The 19,428-nt window shown below is 67.5% G+C and carries 14 protein-coding genes; 9 read left to right on the top strand and 5 right to left on the bottom strand.

What is annotated here, in order from left to right; translation table 11 throughout:
• Positions 1-2,718: AAA domain-containing protein (locus VFG33_RS01435; RefSeq protein ID WP_325021498.1), on the top strand; the 2,718-nt coding region annotated here is incomplete at its 5' end.
• Positions 2,719-2,803: 85 nt separating this feature from the next.
• On the opposite strand, the gene VFG33_RS01440 is transcribed toward VFG33_RS01435, so the two are convergent.
• Positions 2,804-3,655 (bottom strand): tryptophan 2,3-dioxygenase, encoded by an 852-nt coding sequence (locus tag VFG33_RS01440; RefSeq protein ID WP_325021500.1) that lies wholly within the window; start codon positions 3,653-3,655, stop codon positions 2,804-2,806.
• Positions 3,656-3,787: 132 nt separating this feature from the next.
• On the opposite strand from VFG33_RS01440, the gene VFG33_RS01445 reads away from it, so the two are divergent.
• Positions 3,788-4,498, top strand: a complete 711-nt coding sequence (locus VFG33_RS01445) for a hypothetical protein (RefSeq protein ID WP_325021503.1) — start codon at positions 3,788-3,790, stop codon at positions 4,496-4,498.
• Here VFG33_RS01445 and VFG33_RS01450 read toward each other — a convergent pair.
• Positions 4,495-8,235: a glycoside hydrolase family 2 TIM barrel-domain containing protein gene (locus VFG33_RS01450; RefSeq protein ID WP_325021505.1), complete on the bottom strand. Its 3,741-nt coding sequence runs from the start codon at positions 8,233-8,235 to the stop codon at positions 4,495-4,497. The two genes, VFG33_RS01445 and VFG33_RS01450, sit on opposite strands and share 4 nt — an antisense overlap.
• Positions 8,236-8,430: 195 nt before the next feature.
• Here VFG33_RS01450 and VFG33_RS01455 point away from each other — a divergent pair, with 195 nt between their 5' ends.
• A complete protein-coding gene (locus tag VFG33_RS01455; RefSeq protein WP_325021507.1) occupies positions 8,431-9,894 on the top strand; it encodes a glycoside hydrolase family 76 protein in 1,464 nt (487 codons plus the stop codon).
• 48 nt (positions 9,895-9,942) lie between these two features.
• On the opposite strand, the gene VFG33_RS01460 is transcribed toward VFG33_RS01455, so the two are convergent.
• Entirely contained in the window at positions 9,943-11,223 is a 1,281-nt protein-coding gene (locus VFG33_RS01460) for a hypothetical protein (RefSeq protein WP_325021509.1), read from the bottom strand.
• Complete coding sequence (locus VFG33_RS01465) at positions 11,220-11,735, bottom strand: SigE family RNA polymerase sigma factor (RefSeq protein ID WP_325021511.1); 516 nt, start codon at positions 11,733-11,735, stop codon at positions 11,220-11,222. The genes VFG33_RS01460 and VFG33_RS01465 overlap by 4 nt, the downstream gene beginning before the upstream one ends.
• 177 nt (positions 11,736-11,912) lie before the next feature.
• Between VFG33_RS01465 and VFG33_RS01470 the strand changes: the two genes are divergently transcribed.
• The 3 genes from VFG33_RS01470 to VFG33_RS01480 all read left to right on the top strand — a co-directional run bounded on the left by VFG33_RS01470 (position 11,913) and on the right by VFG33_RS01480 (position 16,941).
• The gene (locus tag VFG33_RS01470; RefSeq protein WP_325021513.1) at positions 11,913-15,164 is read left to right on the top strand and encodes a discoidin domain-containing protein; all 3,252 of its coding nucleotides are present in this window, start codon (positions 11,913-11,915) and stop codon (positions 15,162-15,164) included.
• Between the two features lies 1 nt (position 15,165).
• Entirely contained in the window at positions 15,166-15,882 is a 717-nt protein-coding gene (locus tag VFG33_RS01475) for a FadR/GntR family transcriptional regulator (RefSeq protein ID WP_325021515.1), read from the top strand.
• Between the two features lie 87 nt (positions 15,883-15,969).
• Entirely contained in the window at positions 15,970-16,941 is a 972-nt protein-coding gene (locus VFG33_RS01480; protein WP_325021517.1) for an aldo/keto reductase, read from the top strand.
• A gap of 16 nt (positions 16,942-16,957) precedes the next feature.
• Here the strand turns inward: VFG33_RS01480 and VFG33_RS01485 are convergent, their stop codons facing one another.
• Complete coding sequence (locus VFG33_RS01485; RefSeq protein ID WP_325021519.1) at positions 16,958-17,506, bottom strand: TetR/AcrR family transcriptional regulator; 549 nt, start codon at positions 17,504-17,506, stop codon at positions 16,958-16,960.
• Positions 17,507-17,592: 86 nt separating this feature from the next.
• Here VFG33_RS01485 and VFG33_RS01490 point away from each other — a divergent pair, with 86 nt between their 5' ends.
• From VFG33_RS01490 to VFG33_RS01500, 3 genes are all read left to right on the top strand, one after another.
• Complete coding sequence (locus VFG33_RS01490) at positions 17,593-18,534, top strand: SDR family NAD(P)-dependent oxidoreductase (protein ID WP_325021521.1); 942 nt, start codon at positions 17,593-17,595, stop codon at positions 18,532-18,534.
• 8 nt (positions 18,535-18,542) lie between these two features.
• Positions 18,543-19,040 carry a DUF2505 domain-containing protein gene (locus VFG33_RS01495; protein WP_325021523.1) on the top strand — a complete coding sequence of 166 codons (498 nt, stop codon included), beginning with the start codon at positions 18,543-18,545 and terminating at the stop codon, positions 19,038-19,040.
• Positions 19,041-19,213: 173 nt separating this feature from the next.
• Positions 19,214-19,417 (top strand): hypothetical protein, encoded by a 204-nt coding sequence (locus VFG33_RS01500; RefSeq protein ID WP_325021526.1) that lies wholly within the window; start codon positions 19,214-19,216, stop codon positions 19,415-19,417.
• Positions 19,418-19,428 lie beyond the last annotated feature (11 nt).

Consider the following 19,428-nt stretch of genomic DNA (forward strand, 5'->3'; position numbering starts at 1 on the left):
GTGGCGGAGACGCGGGCCGAGGCGGGTCCGGCGAGTGGCGGTCTGCTGGCGCGCAGTCCGCTCGCTTTCGTCGCCCCGGGGATCTGGTCCGCTCCGGCTGCGGACGCGGAGATCCAGGTTCGCGCGGCCAAGCTGCGCGACAAATGGACTGCCGTGGCCGACGCGCTCGGCAGCGCCTCCGCTGGCGAGGTCGACAGGTTGGCAGAGATCCGCAGGCTCGGCGAGCTCGGCGTGACGCTCCGCCCCTTGGCAGAGCGGGGTCTCGGTGCTGCGATCGACACCAGCTCACCCGCCGCTCATCGGCTGCAGGTTGCCGCCGCGGCGCATCAAACCTTGGTCGCCGCCGAGGGAGCAGCCTGGGAGGTCGCCGCCGGGTGGTCGGAGCCGCTGTCGGCTGCCGACGGCCGGTCCGCGCTGACTGTTGCGCAAGGCAAGGAAGGCGGTCTGCTCGCTTTCCTGAGCGGCGATTGGCGAAGAGTGAAGGCACTGGTCAGGTCGCGCTTCGACACCTCCGACCGAGCGGTTCGGCCGTCGGTGACCGAGATCCTGACCACCTTGGTCGCCGCGCACGATGCCTCCGCCGCGGTGAAACTCAGCGCGGAGGAGGTTGGGCGCGTCTGGGGGACGGACGATCCGGTCGGGCTCGTGCGACGGATTCAGCAGTTCGCGCAAGACCCTGCGCTCGTGGACTGGTGTGCCGCCGTCGTGGCGGATGCCGGGGCCGCGGTCGCCTTCGCCAAGGTTGCGGCCGCGCTCGACGAGGCCGAGAGTTCGAATCAGGGGTTCCTGCTGGAACCAGATCTCCCGCTGAGCGGAGTACTGGGGATCACTGAGGCGTTGTCGTCGCCTGGATTGGTTCCGGCGATCCAGCGGTTGATCCCTGCGATGCGTGAGCTCAACGAAGCGCCTTCGCCGGTTCAGACCGCCGTACGGCGAATGGAGGCGACACCGGAGCAGCTCGAGTACGCCGTTTGTTCGTTGCACTGGGAGCGTTCACGGGTAGCGGCGCCGTTGCAGCTCACGTCCGCGCGGCTGGACTCGATCGTCGGCGAGCTGAGTCTGGTGTACGACGAACTGACGACGCTCAACGCGGAGGTAGTCGTCGCGGGAGTTCGCCGGCGGTTCCTGGGTGAGCTCGCGCATTCCGAGGCGAGCGTCACCGGGATGTCGTCGGAGGATCGCGCGCGGAAGAAGAACTTCAGCGCGGGGCGGCGCGAACTGGAGCACGAGTTCGGCAAGGTGATGCGCTACAAGTCGATCCGCGACCTCGCCTCGGGCGCGCGCGGCGAGGTGGTGTCGCGGCTGCGGCCGATCTGGCTGATGAGTCCGTCGTCGGTGTCGGATACGTTGCCTTTGACAACGAGCTTCGATGTGGTGATCTATGACGAGGCCAGTCAGATCCCGGTCGAGGAGGCGATTCCGGCGCTGCACCGGGCGCCGCAGGTGATCGTGGTCGGTGACCAGATGCAGTTGCCGCCGACGCAGTACTTCCGGGTCCAGCGCGTCGAGCTGGACGACGAGGTCGCCGCCGATGCCGAGGCCGAGCAGGTCGGGATCGCGCTGACGGACGACAGTTTCCTGGCGATCAGCGCGCTGCGGCTGGCGTCGACCATGTTGACCTGGCACTACCGCAGCCGGTCGGAGGCGTTGATCTCGTTCAGCAACGCGGCGTTCTACCAGGGACGGCTGGCGACGATCCCGGACCGGCTCCCCGCGCACACCGCGCCGCCGTGGACGTTGCGCTCCGACTCCCCCGCGATCGGCGAGGTCTGCGACAGCGTGCTGGCGGGCAGCATCACGTCGGTGCGGCTGGTCGACGGGGTCTACGTACGGCGTACCAATCCCGCCGAGGCGAGGTGGATCGCCGGGCTGGTCCGGGAACTGCTCGGTCGCGAGACCGGCCGGAGTATCGGCGTCGTCGCATTCTCCGAGGCACAGCAGGGCGAGATCGAACGGGCGCTGGACGAACTGGGAGAGGCGGATCCGGAGTTCGGCGCGCGGTACGAGGCCGAGCAGGTCCGGACCCGGGATGAGCAGGACGCCGGGCTGTTCGTGAAGAACCTGGAGAACGTGCAGGGCGACGAACGCGACATCGTGATCATGAGCGTCTGCTACGCGGCCGGGCCGGACGGGCGGATGCTGATGAACTTCGGCCCGATCAACACGGCTGGTGGTGAGAAGCGGCTGAACGTGATCTTCAGCCGCGCTCGTCGTCACATGGTGGTGGTCGCGAGCATCGAGCCGGACGCGATCACCAACACCTACAACGACGGCGCCAACACCCTCCGCCGCTTCCTCACCTACGCCAACGCCATCTCCCGAGGCGACCTCCCCGCCGCCCAAAGGGAAAGCGGAGTGGTATCAGCCAACGCAGCAGTTGTTCGGTCGGGTGGGGTGAGGGCTGCGGTGGTGGAGCAGGTTGCTGAGGGGTTGCGGGGGCTTGGGGTGGTGGTGGAGAGCTCGGTGGGTGAGTCGGTGTTCCGGTGCGATCTGGCGGTGCGGCTGCCTGGGGACAGCGGGCATCGGTTGGCTGTGCTGGTTGACACTCCTGCGCGGCTGGCGTCCGATTCGTTGCTCGAGCGCCTGACCACCCACCCGAGAGCCCTCACGACCACCGGCTGGCGGGTCCATCACGTCCTCACCACCGACTGGACCCAGAACCCCGAGGCCGTCCTCACCCGACTCCTCGACACCCTCAACCGTCCGATCGACGAGTAGCAGCACCCACCGTGCGGCTTGTCGCCGACCGGTGGGGTCCAACCCCGCTACCCGTGGCGTGGTGAACGCCCCTCGCCAACGCCGTTCAGAGGCTGGTGCGGAGGTTCCAGAGGAGGGGGTAGTAGCGGAGTTCGAGGCGGCTGCGGAGGTAGCCGGCGCCGGAGGAGCCGCCGGTGCCTGGTTTGGTGCCGATCATGCGCTCGACCATCACCACATGGCGGGCTCGCCAGGCAGCCGCGAGCTCGTCGTGCTGCAGCAGCGCCTCCGCCAGTTCCCAGGCCGCGCCGTACTGGCTGCGGTCGCCCGCCACCGTCTGCAGCGCCTTCCGGATGTCGTCCTCGGAAGCGGTGGAGAAGCCTGCCTCCTCGAGCACCACCAGATAGGCATCCCACAGAGTCGGCTCTGACAAGCGCTGCTCGATCCGGAGCTTCTCCGCCTCGCTCAGCCCCCGGAACCGCTTCACGAACGACGGATCCTTCGCGCCCGACAGGAACTCGATCTCCCGGAACTGCACCGACTGGAACCCGCTTGCCGGCGACAACCGATGCCGGAACTCCCCGAAGTCCTGCGGAGTCATCGTCTCGAGGATGTCGACCTGCTGGGTCAGCGTGCGCTCGATGGTGTGTACCCGGCGGAGCAGGTGCTGCGCCAGCCAGAGCTGGCCGGTCAGCATCGCATCCCGGGATGCTGTCATCTCGTGCAGCACCTGCTTGAACCAGAGCTCGTAGACCTGGTGGATGGTGATGAACAGCAGTTCGTCGTGCGCGGGCGGGTCCGACTCCAGCCTCTGCTGGTCGAGCAGCTGTCCCAGCCGCAGGTAGCTGCCGTACGTGAGCCGGCCGCCTTCCTCGCCGAAGTTCACATCGACCCCGTCCCACTGGCCGGTGACCGCATCGGCGCTGGGCTGGACCCCGTCAGTCTCACTTGTGCTGCTCACGAGCCCGAGGATAACCGCCACTACACCCAGTGACGCCGCCCGGACGATCCGGTGGCCGTGTGACCGAGGGGGGGCGTCGCTCGTTGAACGTCGGTGGAAGTTCGGTCCGGTCCGAGGAGCAGCGAGCCCGTCATGTACGACATCCAGATTCTGCCCGAGCGCGTGACCACGGTCAGCCCGGCCGATGTCGAGTCGGCGCTGCTGACGCAGTACTCCGCGCTGGTGCGGCTCGCCTACCTGATCCTGCCGCCGTCGCTCGGGCGGCACCGGCGGATCCTGGCTGCGCACGGCGTCGTTCAGCGTGCGCTGCCGGCGTCTGGGGTGGGATCGGCATCGACTCAGCGGCGACTCGAACGGCAACTGGCCGGTGAGACCGACGCCGGTGACTTCGTCCGGCGCCGCGTGGTGCAGGGCGCGGTCAAACAGGCCCACGGCCGTACTCCGGTGCGGTTGTTGCCGCAGGTCTGGGGAATCCGGCTGTTCCCGGATTCGGGGGCCGCGGACGATCTCGCCCTCGACCAGGCGCTCAGCAGCCTCTCTCCCGAGGCACGGGCCGCCTGGGCCCTGGTTCGCGCAGAACATCTGCCAGTCGGAGTCGCCGAGCTCCAGCTCCGCGTGATGGGAGTCCAGCACCCGAAGGCTGCGATCGCCGAGGCCGCCGCGATCGACGAGAACCCCGCCGGCGGGCCCCCACTGGACGCCTTCGTCTTCGATCCCTGCTCGGTCCGCCTCGCCCCGACTGACCTGATGCGACGGAAAGCCCGCGGCCGAGCCGTCACGATCACCGTCACCGCCCTGCTGGCGGTCCTGATCCTCGTATCCCTCCTCGCCACCGCCGGCTAGCTCCCCGGGGTGCCAGTTGCAGCTTCGGGCGATGAGAGTGGGCGCAGCGTGACGGCGTACGAGTGGGGTTGGGTCGGTTCGATCCGGTACGGCGGTTGGACGCCGTTCGGGGTCTCCCCCATCCCCGTCTCGGCGTCCTCCACATGAAGCGTCACCCAACCGTCGTTGCGAACCAGGGGCAACTGGAAGTCGTACTCCGCCCGATCCAGCCGGTCGTACTGCGTAACGCTGACGTCGACCGAGTCTCCCGGCGAGGCGGCGACAAGTAGTCCGTTGCGTGAATCCGACAGACTCGTCCAGCGCGTGTCCGTGTGGTTCCCGTACGCCTGCGGCCGGGAGTACCGCACGTACTGCTCCTCCACGCTGCTTCGGAAGACGTCGATCCGGGTCCCGGAAGCCCGGTCGTTGTAGCTCTCCTCGGGCCCGCGTCCGTAGTACGCGAAGCGGCTCAACGAATCTGGTACCTGGAGAGAGAAGCCGACTCGCGGTAGGTAGGGCAAGGTGGTCAGTTTGCTGCCCCTCGGTGTCACCTGGTGCGCAAGGGTGATCGTTCCTGCGGCGTCGACGGTGTACGTCATCGTTTGGGAGAACGACAACTCGTCAGCATGGCCGGGAGCCGCCGCGACGCTCGGAACCACCACCTGGATCCGCCCGTCGGGAAGAGTCGAGACCTGGGTCGCACCGAACGTCGTCTGCAGCCGATCGAGCCCGATCGCGTTCCATACTTGACGATCCGCAGTGCCCCAGTCGTAGGTCTCGTTCGAGGTAGGTGGCCGCCAGACGTCCAGCTCGGGTCCGCGCTTCAACAGCTCCTTGCCACGCGCAACCAGTGAGGTCAGCTCTCCACCGAAGAAGGTGTAGCGGAACTCATTACCAGAGACAACGATCTTCTGAGCGTCGACCGCCACCGCCGGCTTCCCCAGCACCCGACCGACACCATCCACCACAGTGCCGCCCAGCAGGAACTGATCCCGCTGCAGCAACCCGCCGGGGCTCGCGGCATCCAGATCGAGGAACCGCTCGAGCGAGCGAGGATTGGCGATCGCGACGGGCAAATGCAGCGTGCGCTGACTACCTGGCGCGAGAGTCAGCGGCATCGTGCCCTCCCGGAGCACCTTGCCGGCTTCCTTGACTGACCACCTTAGGTCGAAGGTGAGCGGAGCGAACTGCTGCTCGTTCAGCACGGTGACGATCCCAGGACTCGACGAAGAGAACCGCAGGGGCGACTGCGCCCACGCCAACTCCGCCGTCTCCGGCTGGAGGTACCGGTCGGTCCCGACCAGGCCATCAGTGCCCGAGACGCTGATGCCCAGACTCGGGAACCGGCCGGCGTCGGCGGTCTCGTCGAAGTCGAGCGCGAGCACCGCTTCCTGCTTGGTCTCCACTCCGTCCGCGAGCTCGTCGGCAGTGATTGCCCGAGGCAAGATCCTGACCTGGTCGAAAGCGCCGTGAGCAAGGCGGCTCCTCGTCTGGTCCTGCTGCGTCTGCGCGTTGCGGCCCACGTTCACCTCCCAGACGCCCGGCTCGATCACGCCAGTGGCTGCGGATTGCGCCGCCTGCCGGCCGTCGACGTACAGGGTCAGCGAGGATCCGTCGTACGTGCCGGTGACGCGATGCCAGGTGTTCAGCCAGTCAGGTGGGACCGTGGCAGTGACCGCCTTCTGTTGGCCGTTCAGGGTGACGCGGAATTCGAGCGTGGAAGCGTTCGGCTGTTGCAGCGCGTACTGCTGACCCTTGGTGAGGATCGGCAGCGACCCCGTCCAACTCGCCGGCTTCACCCAGGCGTCGAGAGTGAGCGCGCCCGCGACATCGAGTGCGGGATCACGGAACACATCGACGAAGTCGTCCAGGCTGGACAGCTCGACCGCCCTGCCCTGATGCCCTGCGGCCAACCCCGGTTTGCCGACGAAGAAGGCCTGCACACCCTGTGGCGACGCGTCGGGTGTGGTGATCAGCGGCTGCTCGAGGTTCTGCTCGGCCCAGTCCCAGATGAACCCACCCTGCATCGACGGGTACTTGCGGGCCAGCGCCCAGAACTGGTCGAAATTGCCCAGACCGTTGCCCATAGCGTGCGCATACTCACCCATCACGATCGGCTTGGTGAACGTCTTCGCCTTGTTCTCCAGAGCCGCCGGCGTGGGATAGCGAGGTCCCGCGACATCCGCGTACGGCGCATCGCCGTCGGGACTGTTCGACTGGTGGTAGAGCAGACGGGTGGGCTCGTTGGCGTCCGCCCACTCGGCCATCGCGTAGTGGGCGGCACCGAGTCCGGCTTCGTTGCCGGTGTCCCAGAACACGACGCTCGGATGGTTCTTGTCCCGCTCCACCATTGCCTCGAAGCGATCGTGGTACGCCGCCTGCCATTCCGGCTTGTCTGCGAGGCAGGCCGACGGGCATGCCTCGTGGGCATGCGTTTCGATATCGACCTCGTCGTCGATCAGCAGGCCGTAGCGATCAGCGAGCTCGTACCAGTACGGATCACTCTCGTAATGCGAGGTCCGGACCGCGTTGACGTGCAACTGTTTCATCAGCTTCACGTCCTTCTCCATCGCCTCGCGGGTGACGTGCCGCCCGGTCCCCGGATCCGTCTCGGCCCGGTTCACCCCACGGAAGAGGATGCGTTTGCCGTTCAACAGGACCTGTTTGTCCTTGACCTCGAGCTCGCGGAACCCGACCCGCTGGCTGGTCCGATGCACAACCTTGCCGTTCGGAGCGGTGAGGGCGAGGACCAGACTGTAGAGCGTGGGCGTCTCGTCGGACCAAAGCGCCGGATCCCGGACCACTCCGGTGAGCTTCAGCGCAGACGACTCGGTCGTGCCCGTCAGCGTGGTGACGGTCCGGCCCTGTGGATCTCGCAGCGTTGCCGCAACCGAGTACGTCCCGTCGATGCCGGCGAGTTCGGTGTCGACGGCAAGCGTCGCATCCTGGTAGGACACATCGAGATCCGTTGTTATGTAGGCATCCTGGATCCTTGCCTGCGGCACCGAGTACGAATAGACGTCGCGGAAGATCCCGGCGTACCGCCACTGGTCGTAGTCCTCCAGATAGGACCCGGAGCCCCAGCGATGCACCTGGACGGCAAGGGTGTTCCGCCCGGACTTCACCAGCTTGGTGACGTCGAACTCGGCCGGACTGTAGCCGCCCTGGTCATACCCGGCGTACTTGCCGTTGACCCAGACGAAGTAGCCGCTGGTGACTCCCTCGAAACGGATCAGCTGCCGTCGGCTCGCCTCACCCGCGGGGATGGTGAACGACTTCAGATAGGCGCCGGTCGGGTTGACGTCCCGCGGCACCTTCGGCGGCGCGTCGGGCCAGACCTCCTCCGGGATGTTCCGGAACATCGGATGGTCGAGGAAGTCGCTCTGCCAGGTGTGCGGCACCTGCACGGTCGACCAGCCGGCGGTGTCGAACCCCGGCGCCTGGTACCCCGGCGGCACCGCGGACGGTTTGTCCACCAGCTTGAACAGCCACGGACCGTCGAGGGACCGGACGTACGGCGAATCACCTGCGCGGACGGCGGACGCGTCATCGGCGTACGGCCAGAGCCTGGTGTGGGGTGCGACCTGTCCCTCGGCGACCCTGGCCGGATCCTCCAGATAGGTGTGCACGTCGCTCGGTCCGCCGATCGCCGAGGCTGGTCCAGGCACGACCGCGGCGAACAGTCCGGCAACGCCACAGGTCAGGACCAGCGCGAGCACCTGGGCCGTCGGTCGACGGATGCTCAGGCGGACAGTCATCCAGCTCTCCCCAGATCTCTCAGCGGCAGCTGCGGCACGGGCCGCACGCTAAGACGATGCACAAACCGGGTCAATAGTTAGCTTGCCCGGCGTTTTCCCCCTTCCTCGCTCACCTGACGTGTTGACCCCGTCACGGACCGCGCCGTACGGTCGCTTGGAAACGTTTCTCTTCCTACCGCCCCAGGGGAGATCCCGATGATCGCCGCCCTCGTTTCCGCAGCCCTCGTGACCACGCTGTCCGCCCCACTCGGGGCTCCACCTCCTCCTCCCAGTACTCCGGCGGTGACCATGGAGACCCAGGCGACCATTTGCAACAAGTACTGCGACGCCCGCGACCCGGCGCTGTCCCCCGGCGACCGTTCCCCGGTGTCGGCGACGATCTTCGGCCGGACCCTGCGACTGCGTTTCGACGACACCGACGCGATGGGCTGGGCCTCGATCGAGAACGGCAACCCCGGTGACGAGGTCTGGCTGGACCGCTCCTTCGACGGCGGCCGCAGCTGGGCATCGGGCAGCCGCCTCGGCAACGCCGCGATCCCCGCGGGTCAGTCAGGCTGGCGCACCCTGATGTACAACGTCGACGACTGGAACAACCACGGCGTCGGCGCACTCCGCGCCTGCGGCAAGGCCGGCGACCGCCCCGACATCGCCTGTACTGCGTGGGCGCGCACGACGTGGAACGCCGGAGACCGGCGGACCGCGGCCGCCACCGCGCAGATGCAGTTCTACAACTACTCGACCGGGTTGTTCGACACCACCGGGTGGTGGAACTCCGCGAACGCACTGAACGCGATCATCGACAACGCCCGGGTCACCGGGATGGGCAGCTACCGCTACGCGATCGCCCGCACCTACGACCTGAACCTCAACGCCCAGCAGGGCCAGTTCCGCAACGACTACATCGACGACACCGGCTGGTGGGGTCTCGCCTGGGTCGCCGCGTACGACCTGACCGGCGAGTCCCGCTACCTACAGACCGCGAGAGCCGACGCTGACCACATGGCGGCGTACTGGGACAACACCTGCGGCGGTGGCGTCTGGTGGAGCCAGGCGAAGACCTACAAGAACGCGATCTCGAACTCGCTCTACATCCAGCTCAGCGCGGCCCTGCACAACCGGATCGCGGGCGACACCACCTATTTGCAGCGGGCGCAGAACGGCTGGACCTGGTTCCAGCAGACCGGGATGATCAACAGCTCGCACCTGGTGAACGACGGCATCAACCTGTCCACCTGCAAGAACAACGGCGACACCGCGTGGACCTACAACCAGGGAGTGTTGCTCGGGGCACTCACCGAGTTGTCGAAGGCAACCAACAACAGCTCCTACCTGACCACGGCCCGGCAGATCGCGGACGCGGCGACGACCTCGTCCAGCCTGAACACCGCGGACGGAATCCTGCGGGAGCCCTGCGAGTCCGGCGACTGCGGCGGTGACGGCCCGTCTTTCAAGGGCGCTCACGTCCGCGGCCTCGGCAAACTGAACACCGCGCTGTCGGACCATCCGTACACGGGTTATCTGCAAAGGCAGGCCGACCGGGCCTTCGCGGCAGACCGGACGGCGATGGACCAGTACGGCCTGCGCTGGTACGGCCCGATCGACAAACTCGACGCCGCCCGCCAGCACAGCGCCCTCGACCTGCTGAACGCCGCGCCATGAGACGGCGGGTTCGACCAGGGCGCCCTGGTCGAACCCGCCGTCGTCCTGCTACTTGTCGAGCGTGGTGTCCGTGGCCAGGGTGATGAGCTGAGCCTTGGTGATGCCACCCGGCTGAGCGACCTTTCCGGGGAACAGGACGCGGGCGAAGGAAGAGTCACCATCCGGCTGGAGGAACGTGACACCTCGGACGTACCGCCGGCCGCCCGGGAACTGCCCGAGTCCCTCGCCGTACATCACTTTCCGGCCATCAGGCAGCGTGACCTGCTGACAGGTGATCCCGATCTGGTCCTTGCAGGGACTGACGGTGGCGGACGAGTCGACACCCGCCTCGACAGTCTCCATGAGCGAACCCTTGGTCCACTTCAGGAGAACGGAAAGCTGCTCAGGGACGGACTCGGCGGAGGTGTAGGTCACCGTTCCGCCCTTCAGGGCCCGGCCTACCGCCTGGCGGACGGCCTGCGTGGACGGCTTGAAGCCCTTCATCGCGTTCTCCTTGGCCTGCTCGTCGTCGGTCGGCGATGGCAGGTTGAGCCGGTTGTCCTGGACCAGAGCCAGCAACTGCTGGTCGGTGATCCCCAGATCGTGCACCGGGATCTCGGTGTTGTTGCCGAACAGGGTGCTCACCGAGACGTTGATCCACTCGCCATCCGGCTGACGGTAGAGGACGACCGCGGCATCGCCTGCCCGGCCGAGCTGCGCGGTCCGGCCGTTCGGCAAGGTGACCGAGTGACAGGTCAGCCTCGGCTCGGACGTGGATCCACAGGGTCTGGGCGTCCTGGTGGCCGGCTGCACCGACAAGGCGACGTACCCCTCGGCTCCCATCTGGCCCGGCATCCGCCAGCCGATCCGGTTGCCCCCGCTCCGGGCGCCTGGCTGCCGGTCGACGGTGAAGCCGCCGGAGCCGAAGTCCAGATGCACCTTGCCCGGATCGAGGTGTGCGTACATCGCGGCGGTCAGGTTCCGGTTGAAGGTCGCGTCCGCCGCCGGCACGGGTGGCCCCTGGTCCGCCGGCACCGGGACGTCGCCGGTGGTGCCCGGCCCCGGCGCGTCGCTTCCCGGCTCTTCGGTGTTCACGGCAGTGGACTGGCCGGCCACCGGTGGCACCTCCACCGTCGGGCCTGCGCTCGGCGACATCCAGCCCGCCACCCCGACTCCGAGGACGGTGACTGCCGCCACTGCGCCGATGGCACCGCCACCGGCCAGCACGTTTCGGCGCCGGAGCCGGCGCCGACCGGCGGCCAGGTCGTCGTCGAGTGCCCTGGGCAACAGGTCGTCCTGCTGGGCCGCGAGCGCCGTGAGGCGTTCCTGCAAAGACTTTTCGTCGATCATCGGTCCGTTCCTCCTACTGCCCCGAACTGCGGAGCCAACAAGTCGTTGAGGCGCGCCAAGGCGCGCGAGCTCTGGCTTTTCACCGTGCCGGTGCTGCACTGCAGGTCCGTTGCCGTCTCCTCGACGGACATGCCGAGGAAATGTCGCAGGACCACTACCTGGCGTTGCCCGAGCGGCAGGGAGGCCAGGGCGTCCATCAGCGCCGTATGGTCCTCGATCGCGGTGCCCTCCGCGAGGGTCCGATCGAGCCCCTCCAGACCGGGATCCTCGCGACGCCACGGACGCCGGCTCTCGTCGATGCCGGAGTTCACCAGGATCCGCCGCGCATACGCATCGACGTTCCCGGCCCGCTGAACGCGCGGCCAGGCGAGGTACAGCTTCATCAGGGCCGTCTGGACCAGGTCCTCGGCCTTGTGCACGTCACCGCAGAGCAGGTACGCGATGCGCCGCAGCTGGGTACGCCGCTGCACGACGTACTCACTGAACTCCTCGTCCCGCGTTCTTCGTGCCATCCGTTTCCCCTCACTCGTCCCGTCACCGATGAATACGGGACGCCCAAGGGATCGGTTGTCATCGCCTCGGGATCAGTCTGACAGGAGAAATAGATCAGGTTTATCTTCCGCAGGACGCTCAAACGTGCCACTCTGTGACCGAATAGTTCAGATTCATTCCGATCGATTGGCCCGCCGATGCCATTCACCACCCGCCAGCTGCTCGCAGTACTGGCCGGTCTGCTCGTTCCAACCACCCTCCTTGCTGCCCCCGCCCAGGCCGCCGGGCCAACCACCCTGTACGTCGCCCCATCGTCCTCCGCGAAAGCGGCGGGATCCGGCACTCTGGCCCGTCCGTTCACCGCGCTCGACCAGGCGCGGAACCAGGTCCGCAAGCTGACGAAGAACCAGCGCGCCGACATCCGCGTAGTACTGCTGCCCGGCGACTACCGCCTGACCGACACGTTCGAGCTGACCAGTCAGGACTCCGGACGCAACGGCCACAAGGTGATCTACCAGGCCCTGCCCGGCACCAAGGTGGTGATGGACGGCGGCCGCACGGTCACCGGTTGGCAGGTCTCAGATGCGGCACGCGGCATCTACAAGGCCCACGTCGGCGCGGTCGACTTCCGCCAGTTCTACGTCGGCGGCGAGCGCCAGCAGCGCGCCCGCGGACCGGAGAACCCGCCCGGTTTCTCCAAGACCGCCACCGGCTACACCGACACCACCCAGAGCATGGTCACCTGGAAGAACCAGGGCGACATCGAGGTGAACAGCCGCTGGGGCTGGATGCACTACCGCTGCCCGGTCCAATCGGCTGTCGGTACGACGGTGACGATGCAGCAGCCGTGTTTCTACAACGCGAACCTGCACGAGGGCCAGGAGATCCAGAACCCGACCTGGCTCGAGAACGCGTACGAACTGCTCGACGCCCCCGGCGAGTGGTACCTCGACAAGAGCACCGGCGACCTCTACTACAAGCCCAAGCCGGGGCAGAACCTCGACACCGCGACGATCCCGCTGGTTCAGGACCTGGTGAACTTGACCGGCACCATCACCGACCCCGTGCACGACATCAGCTTCAGCGGGATCACGTTCTCCTACTCGACCTGGCTCGCCCCGAGCAGTGACGACGGCTTGGTCGAGGGACAGGCCGGGTTCCGGATCGTCGGCACCGGCCATCCCGACTTCGACGAGACCCGGCTGACCTGGCTGAAGACGCCCGGCGCGGTGAACGTCGGCTACAGCCGGAACATCTCCTTCACCGGCAATACCTTCACCCACCTGGGTGCCGTCGGACTGAACCTGAACACCGGCTCGCAGGACACCACGATCCGCGGCAACATCGTTCGCGACGTGGCCGCCACCGGGATCCAGGTCGGCGGCACCGACGTCATCGACCACCACCCCGACGACGCCCGCGCGATCACCAAGAACACCCTGGTGAGCAACAACGTGGTGACCAAGGCAGCGGCCGACTACAGCGGTTCGCTGGCGATTCTGGCCGGTTACACCGAGCACACCGTGATCGAGCACAACAAGATCTACGACCTGCCCTACAGCGGGATCTCGGTCGGCTGGGGCTGGGGCCTGACCGACGAGGGCGGCGACACGAACTACCCGGGCAACTCCGGTGTGCCGATCTACGACACCCCGACGACGGCCAAGAACAACATCATCCGTGACAACGCGATCAGCGACATCATGAAGAACCAGGCCGACGGCGGCGCGATCTACACGCTCAGCATGCAGCCCGACAGCGTTGTGTCCGGCAACTACATCAAGGACACCCCCGCCCCGGCCTATGGCGCGATCTACCACGACGAGGGCAGCCGGGGCTTCACCACCACTCAGAACGCGCTCTGCAACGTCCAGGCCCGCTGGCTGTTCCTCAACCACGGCATGAACATCGAAGCCCAGCGCAACTTCACCACCCAGCCCGTCTACCTGACCCAGGCGAACAGCACGGACTCCACGATCGCGAACAACACCCTGGTCCAGGGCTGCGAGCAACTCCCCGCCTCCATCGTCAACAACGCCGGCCTGCAACCGGCGTACCGGTATCTCGACCCGCAGCCGGCACCGACGGATCGGGTCGCGCCGACGACACCGGGCAAGGCGACCGTGCGGACCAGCTTCCCGACCATCGCCGACCTGACCTGGCCTGCTTCCACCGACGCCGTCGGGGTCACCGGTTACTCGGTCTACGCGAATGGGTTGCTGGTCAGCGCTTCCAAGGATCCGGCCGCGCGGGTCACCGGGCTCACTCCGGGCCAGAGCTATGCCTTCACCATCTCGGCTCGCGATGCCGTGGGCAACGAATCCCACCGGACCACGGCGACGACCGTCACGATGCCCGCGGGGAACGACCTTGCCCTGGGCAAGAGTGTCACGGCGTCGTCGTACTCCGAGCCGAACCTCCCATCGCTCGCGGTCGACGGCAAGCTCTCGACCCGGTGGGCCCAGGGACTCGGTCTCCCCGATCCCTCGTGGTTGCAGGTGGACCTCGGCGCGCAGTACGACCTGACCGGGGTGATCACCACCTTCGAGCTGTCGAGCGGGTACCGCTACAAGCTGGAGGTCTCGCCGGACGGCAGCGACTGGACCACGTTCGAGGATCACACCGGTACTGCGACGACGCAGTCCGACAACTACGCCTCGGTGCCCGGTTCCGTGCGCGGCAGATACCTGCGGCTGACGATCACCGGCTCCAACTTCAACGGCGGGAGCATCTACGAGATCGAGGCCTACGGGAAGGCCGCAGTACCGGTCGACGACTCGCAACCGCCCGCAGCGCTACCGCAGCCGACCGCGAACATCCTGCTCCCGACGACGATCGACCTCAGCTGGCCGAGCGGCACCGACAACACGGGCGTGACGAGCTATGTCGTCTATCAGGACGGCCAGCCGATCGCCACGACTCCACTCACCGCCTTGCGGATCGACAACCTGGCGGCTGCTTCCACCCACAGCTACACGGTCGTGGCGCGTGACGTGAATCTCAACGCCTCGCCACCGAGCCCCGCGACCTCGGTGACCACCCCAGCCGAGGCCGGCATCGCGGTCGGCAAACCCGTCACGGTCTCCTCGTACTCCGATCCGAACGTCGGTTCGCTCGCGGTCGACGGCAACCTGTCGACCCGGTGGGCGCAGGGACTCGGACTCCCCGACCCGTCCTGGCTGCAGGTCGACCTCGGGGCACCGACACCGGTGAAGAGCATCGTGACGAACTTCGAGTTGGACCGCGGTTACAAGTACCGTCTCGAGTACTCGCTGGACGGTAGCCAGTGGCAGGTCTTCGACGATCGGACCACTGTCGCCACCAGCGTGCGGCGCAACCCGTCGATCCGGACCACTCCGGTTTCGGCAAGATACGTCCGGCTGACCGTCACCGACTCCAACTGGAACGGCGGCAGCATCTACGAACTACAGATCTATGGTGGCTTCTGAGATGAACGAGACCTACCGGCCGGGCTACGAGATGGTCGCGGAGCGACTGCTGGCGTACATCGCCGAGCAGGGACTCCAGCCTGGCGATCGGCTGCCGACCGAGAAGGGCCTGGCCGAGATCCTCGGTACCGGCCGCTCGGTGACGCGGGAGGCGATCAAGATCCTCGCGGCGGTCGGGCGGGTCGCAGTACGGAAGGGTGCGGGCATCTATGTGTCCGTGCCCTCCAACCCGCAGGCGGACAGCCAGGTCGGCTACTTCAAACCGACCGACCTGGCTCACGTCGCGATGCTGTTCGATCACCGCCGGCTCGTCGAGGCCGAGTCCGCGCGGCTCGCCTCGAACCTCGCCCGGCCGGCGCAGGTCCAGGCGATCCGCGCGGCAGCGGACGCATCGGTGACAGCCGCTGCCGATCAAGCACAGTTCCGGGTCCACGACCGGGAGTTCCACGACGCCGTGGCGGAGGCGTCCGGCAACGTCTTCCTCCAGGCGGCTGTGAGTTCGTTGCGCGACTTCAAGGAACAGTCCGACCGGCTGCTGTTCGCGGGCAGCCTGCCGGGGTCGCTCGAGGTCGCGGCCCAGCAGCATGTGCACATCGCGGAGGCGATCGCGGCGGGTGATGCGGACAAGGCCGGGACCGCGATGGTCCAGCACGTCGACACCACCCAGGCACAGTTCGAGCAACGCATCCTCGACCGCCTGAAGGCGCCGCCCCAGTGAGGCGGTCCGCACTCTGATCTTCGCGTTGATCGCTCGCGGCCCCGAACTAACCTGGAGGCAACCTCTAGTCGCGGGAGTTCTCTGCTGATGAAGTACGTGAAGCTCGGTAGTACCGGCCTGGATGTCTCGCCGATCGCGCTCGGTTGCATGACGTACGGCGAACCCGGCCGCGGCGGACAGCCGTGGAGCCTTCCCGAGGACGTGAGCCGGATACGAATCAAGCAGGCCGTGGACGCCGGGATCAATTTCTTCGACACCGCCAACGTGTACTCGGCCGGGTCGAGCGAGGAGATCGTCGGGCGCGCCCTGGCGGACTTCACCGACCGTGACGACGTGGTGGTCGCGACGAAGGTCCACGGGACGATGCGTCCGGGCCACCCGAACGGCGGAGGCCTGTCCCGCAAGGCGATCCTGACCGAGCTGGACAACAGCCTGACCCGGTTGGGGATGGACTACGTCGACCTCTACCAGATCCACCGGCTCGACCGGAGCGTCCCGCTGGAGGAGATCCTGCAGACGCTCGACGACGTCGTACGGGCCGGCAAGGTCAGGTACATCGGCGCCTCCTCGATGTACGCGTGGGAGTTCAGCAAGGCGCTTCACCTGCAGCGGGCCAACGGCTGGGCGCGGTTCGTCACGATGCAGAACCACTACAACCTGCTCAACCGCGAGGAGGAGCGGGAGATGCTGCCGCTGTGTGCAGATGAGGGCATCGGTGTGATCCCGTGGAGCCCGCTGGCTCGCGGTGTGCTCACCCGCGACTGGGGAGTGAGCACGGATCGCGTGGCGGGCGACCAGCGGATCGAGGCGCTCTACGGCCAGTTCGGCGACAAGGAGATCGTCGACACGGTCGGCGCGGTCGCGGCCGACCGCGGCGTGCCCCGCGCGCAGGTCGCGCTGGCCTGGGTGTCCCAGCACCCGACGGTCTCGGCACCGATCATCGGCGCGACCAAGCCGGAACACCTCGACGACGCCATCGCCTCCCTCGATCTCACCCTCACCCCGGACGAGATCACCCGCCTCGAGGCGCCGTACGCACCCCACGCCGTCGCGATGTGAGCCCGGCGCACAGTCATCAGGTGCCGTAGCGGAGGCCGTCTACCAGTAGATCCAGCAGGCGATCCGCGAGTTCGTGCTGCGCCGGGTCTCCGGCGATCAACGTCACGCCGCCCAGCGCCATCAGCACATCGTTCGGATCGACGTCTTTGCGGATGGACCCCGCGGTTACGCCCGCCGCGAGCAGCGTCGCCAGCGCCTCGGTCAGGAGATCGCGGCTCGCCATCCGCAGGTCGCCCTCGGCGGCCAGGATCGCGGGCAGCGCCTCCGCCATGCCGTGCTTGGTGGCCATGTAGTCGACGAAGCGATCCATCCAGGTGCGCAGCGCGTCGAGGGGGGCGAGCTTCTTCAGCAACTTCGCGGCAGCCTCGCCCAGCCGGGTGGTCTCGTTCCGGTAGGTCGCCTCGATCAGCGTCTCGCGGGTGGGAAACCGCCGGTAGAGGGTGCCGATCCCGACCCCGGCCTCCTGCGCGATCGCCTTGAGCGACGCCTCGGTGCCGTCCCGCGCGAACGCCCGGGCGGCCGCCCCGAGCAGGCGGTCGTGGTTCAGCTGCGCATCGGCCCGCATCGACCCTCCTTGAAAACGGAGCCGCGTCCGCTTATCTTGGGTGATAACCGGATCCGGCTCCGTTTACCAGTGTAGGAGCAGTCAGCATGAGCACAACCATCCCCTTCGGTCCTTCCTCGACCGCGGCGGACGTCATCGCCGGCGTCGACCTGACCGGCCGGCGCGCCATCGTCACCGGCGGCAACTCCGGCATCGGCCTGGAGACCGCCCGCACCCTCGCCTCGGCCGGCGCTGAGGTGACACTTGCCGTCCGCAATGTCATGGCCGGCCAGGAGGTCGCCGACAGCTTGCTCGCCGACGGACTGAAGGCGGTCTCTGTCGCCCCGCTCGACCTTTCGGACCGAGCCTCGATCGCTTCCTTCGTCGCCGCCTGGGACGGACCGCTGCACATCCTGGTCGACAACGCCGGCATCATGGCGACCCCGGAACTCCGCACCCCCGAGGGCTGGGAACTGCAGTTCGCCACCAACCATCTCGGCCACTTCGCCCTCACCACAGGTCTGTACGACGCTCTCGCGGCCGCCGGTGGAGCACGGGTAGTCGTGGTGAGTTCACGGGGTCACCTGAACGGCGAGGTGTTATTCGACGACGTGATGTTCACGAACCACCCGTACGACCGCTGGGCGGCGTACAGCCAGTCCAAGACGGCCAACGTGCTCTTCGCCGTCGAAGCAGCTCGCCGCTGGGCGGCCGCCGGCATCACTGTGAATGCCCTTGCGCCAGGGCGGATCCGCACCAACCTGATGCGCCACATCGGCGACGAGACGAACACCGCGGTCCCCGATCGCTTCCAGGCCGACAGCACGGACATCCCTTGGAAGACCCCCTCGGAAGGGGCAGCCACCTCGGTCCTCCTGGCCGCTTCCCCGTTGGTCGAAGGCGTCACGGGCACCTACTTCGAAGACTGCCAGCCGGCCGAGCTCGCAGTACCGGGCATCCTGAAGGGCGTCGCCCCCTACGCCGTCGCCCCCTCGAACGCCGCCCGTCTCTGGGACCTTTCCCTCGAACTGCTCGACACGGTGCCATGATGTGCGGCATGGAGCTGAAGTTGTCGGCGTCGTACGACGCCACCCCTGAGGAAGTCTTCGCGATCGTCACCGACACCACCTTCCGCGAGCAGGCCTGCGAGAAGACCAAGGCGCTGTCGTACGACGTCCAGGTCAGCCAGTCCGGCGGCGACACCGTCGTCCGGGTCAAGCGGGAGATGCCGGCGGACGACGTACCGGACATCGGCAAGAGGTTCGTCGGCCCGACGCTGACCGTGGTCCAGACCGAGACCTGGCACCCGGCCAAGCCCGACGGGTCCCGCGACGCCGACGTGTCGGGCGAGATCGCCAACACGCCGGTCACCCTGAAGGGCACCGCGGCGATCAGGTCCGACGGCGGCCAGACCGTGCAGGCGATCGATCTCGACGTGAAGGTCAACGTGCCGCTGATCGGCCGGAAGATGGAGCCGTTCGTCGTCGACGCGATCCGCTCCGGGCTGGCCAAGGAGCACGACCTCGGCCGCGACTGGGCCGCCGGCAACCACTGACCCACCAGCTGGAAACGAGGGTCGCGGACGGGTGAAACACCCGGTCCGCGGCCCTCGTGCCGGTTCGGAGACAGCTGAGCGCGAAACCAAACGGCCGCCGTGTCGTTACCCCTGAAAGGGAATCCTCAGTGGCAGCCTGGGGATGACGAGCTGTCACCGGAGGTGAGCCTGTCGTGCGGAACAAGCGACGGAACGTCCTGCAGTCGGCCGGCGGAGACACGCAGTACTGCGTGTTCTGCGAGGCCATGATGCTCTTCGAGCGGGTCGAGGCCGGGGATCACCCGGTGGACGACCCGGCTGGCGAGTGGATCTGCGTCGGTTGCGGATCCGCGCTGCTGATCGGCCCACCCCTCCTCTACCTGGACCGAACCGCCTGAGCCCGCGGTCC

The organism is Kribbella sp. (assembly GCF_035687465.1).
Lineage (GTDB): Bacteria > Actinomycetota > Actinomycetes > Propionibacteriales > Kribbellaceae > Kribbella.

Coding starts and splice junctions, on each gene's coding strand:
- VFG33_RS01445 (WP_325021503.1), top strand. CDS start 3,788: ATGTACGACATCCAGATTCTGCCCGAGCGCGTGACCACGGTCAGCCCG.
- VFG33_RS01450 (WP_325021505.1), bottom strand. CDS start 8,235: ATGACTGTCCGCCTGAGCATCCGTCGACCGACGGCCCAGGTGCTCGCG.
- VFG33_RS01455 (WP_325021507.1), top strand. CDS start 8,431: ATGATCGCCGCCCTCGTTTCCGCAGCCCTCGTGACCACGCTGTCCGCC.
- VFG33_RS01460 (WP_325021509.1), bottom strand. CDS start 11,223: ATGATCGACGAAAAGTCTTTGCAGGAACGCCTCACGGCGCTCGCGGCC.
- VFG33_RS01465 (WP_325021511.1), bottom strand. CDS start 11,735: ATGGCACGAAGAACGCGGGACGAGGAGTTCAGTGAGTACGTCGTGCAG.
- VFG33_RS01470 (WP_325021513.1), top strand. CDS start 11,913: ATGCCATTCACCACCCGCCAGCTGCTCGCAGTACTGGCCGGTCTGCTC.
- VFG33_RS01475 (WP_325021515.1), top strand. CDS start 15,166: ATGAACGAGACCTACCGGCCGGGCTACGAGATGGTCGCGGAGCGACTG.
- VFG33_RS01480 (WP_325021517.1), top strand. CDS start 15,970: ATGAAGTACGTGAAGCTCGGTAGTACCGGCCTGGATGTCTCGCCGATC.
- VFG33_RS01485 (WP_325021519.1), bottom strand. CDS start 17,506: ATGCGGGCCGATGCGCAGCTGAACCACGACCGCCTGCTCGGGGCGGCC.
- VFG33_RS01490 (WP_325021521.1), top strand. CDS start 17,593: ATGAGCACAACCATCCCCTTCGGTCCTTCCTCGACCGCGGCGGACGTC.
- VFG33_RS01495 (WP_325021523.1), top strand. CDS start 18,543: ATGGAGCTGAAGTTGTCGGCGTCGTACGACGCCACCCCTGAGGAAGTC.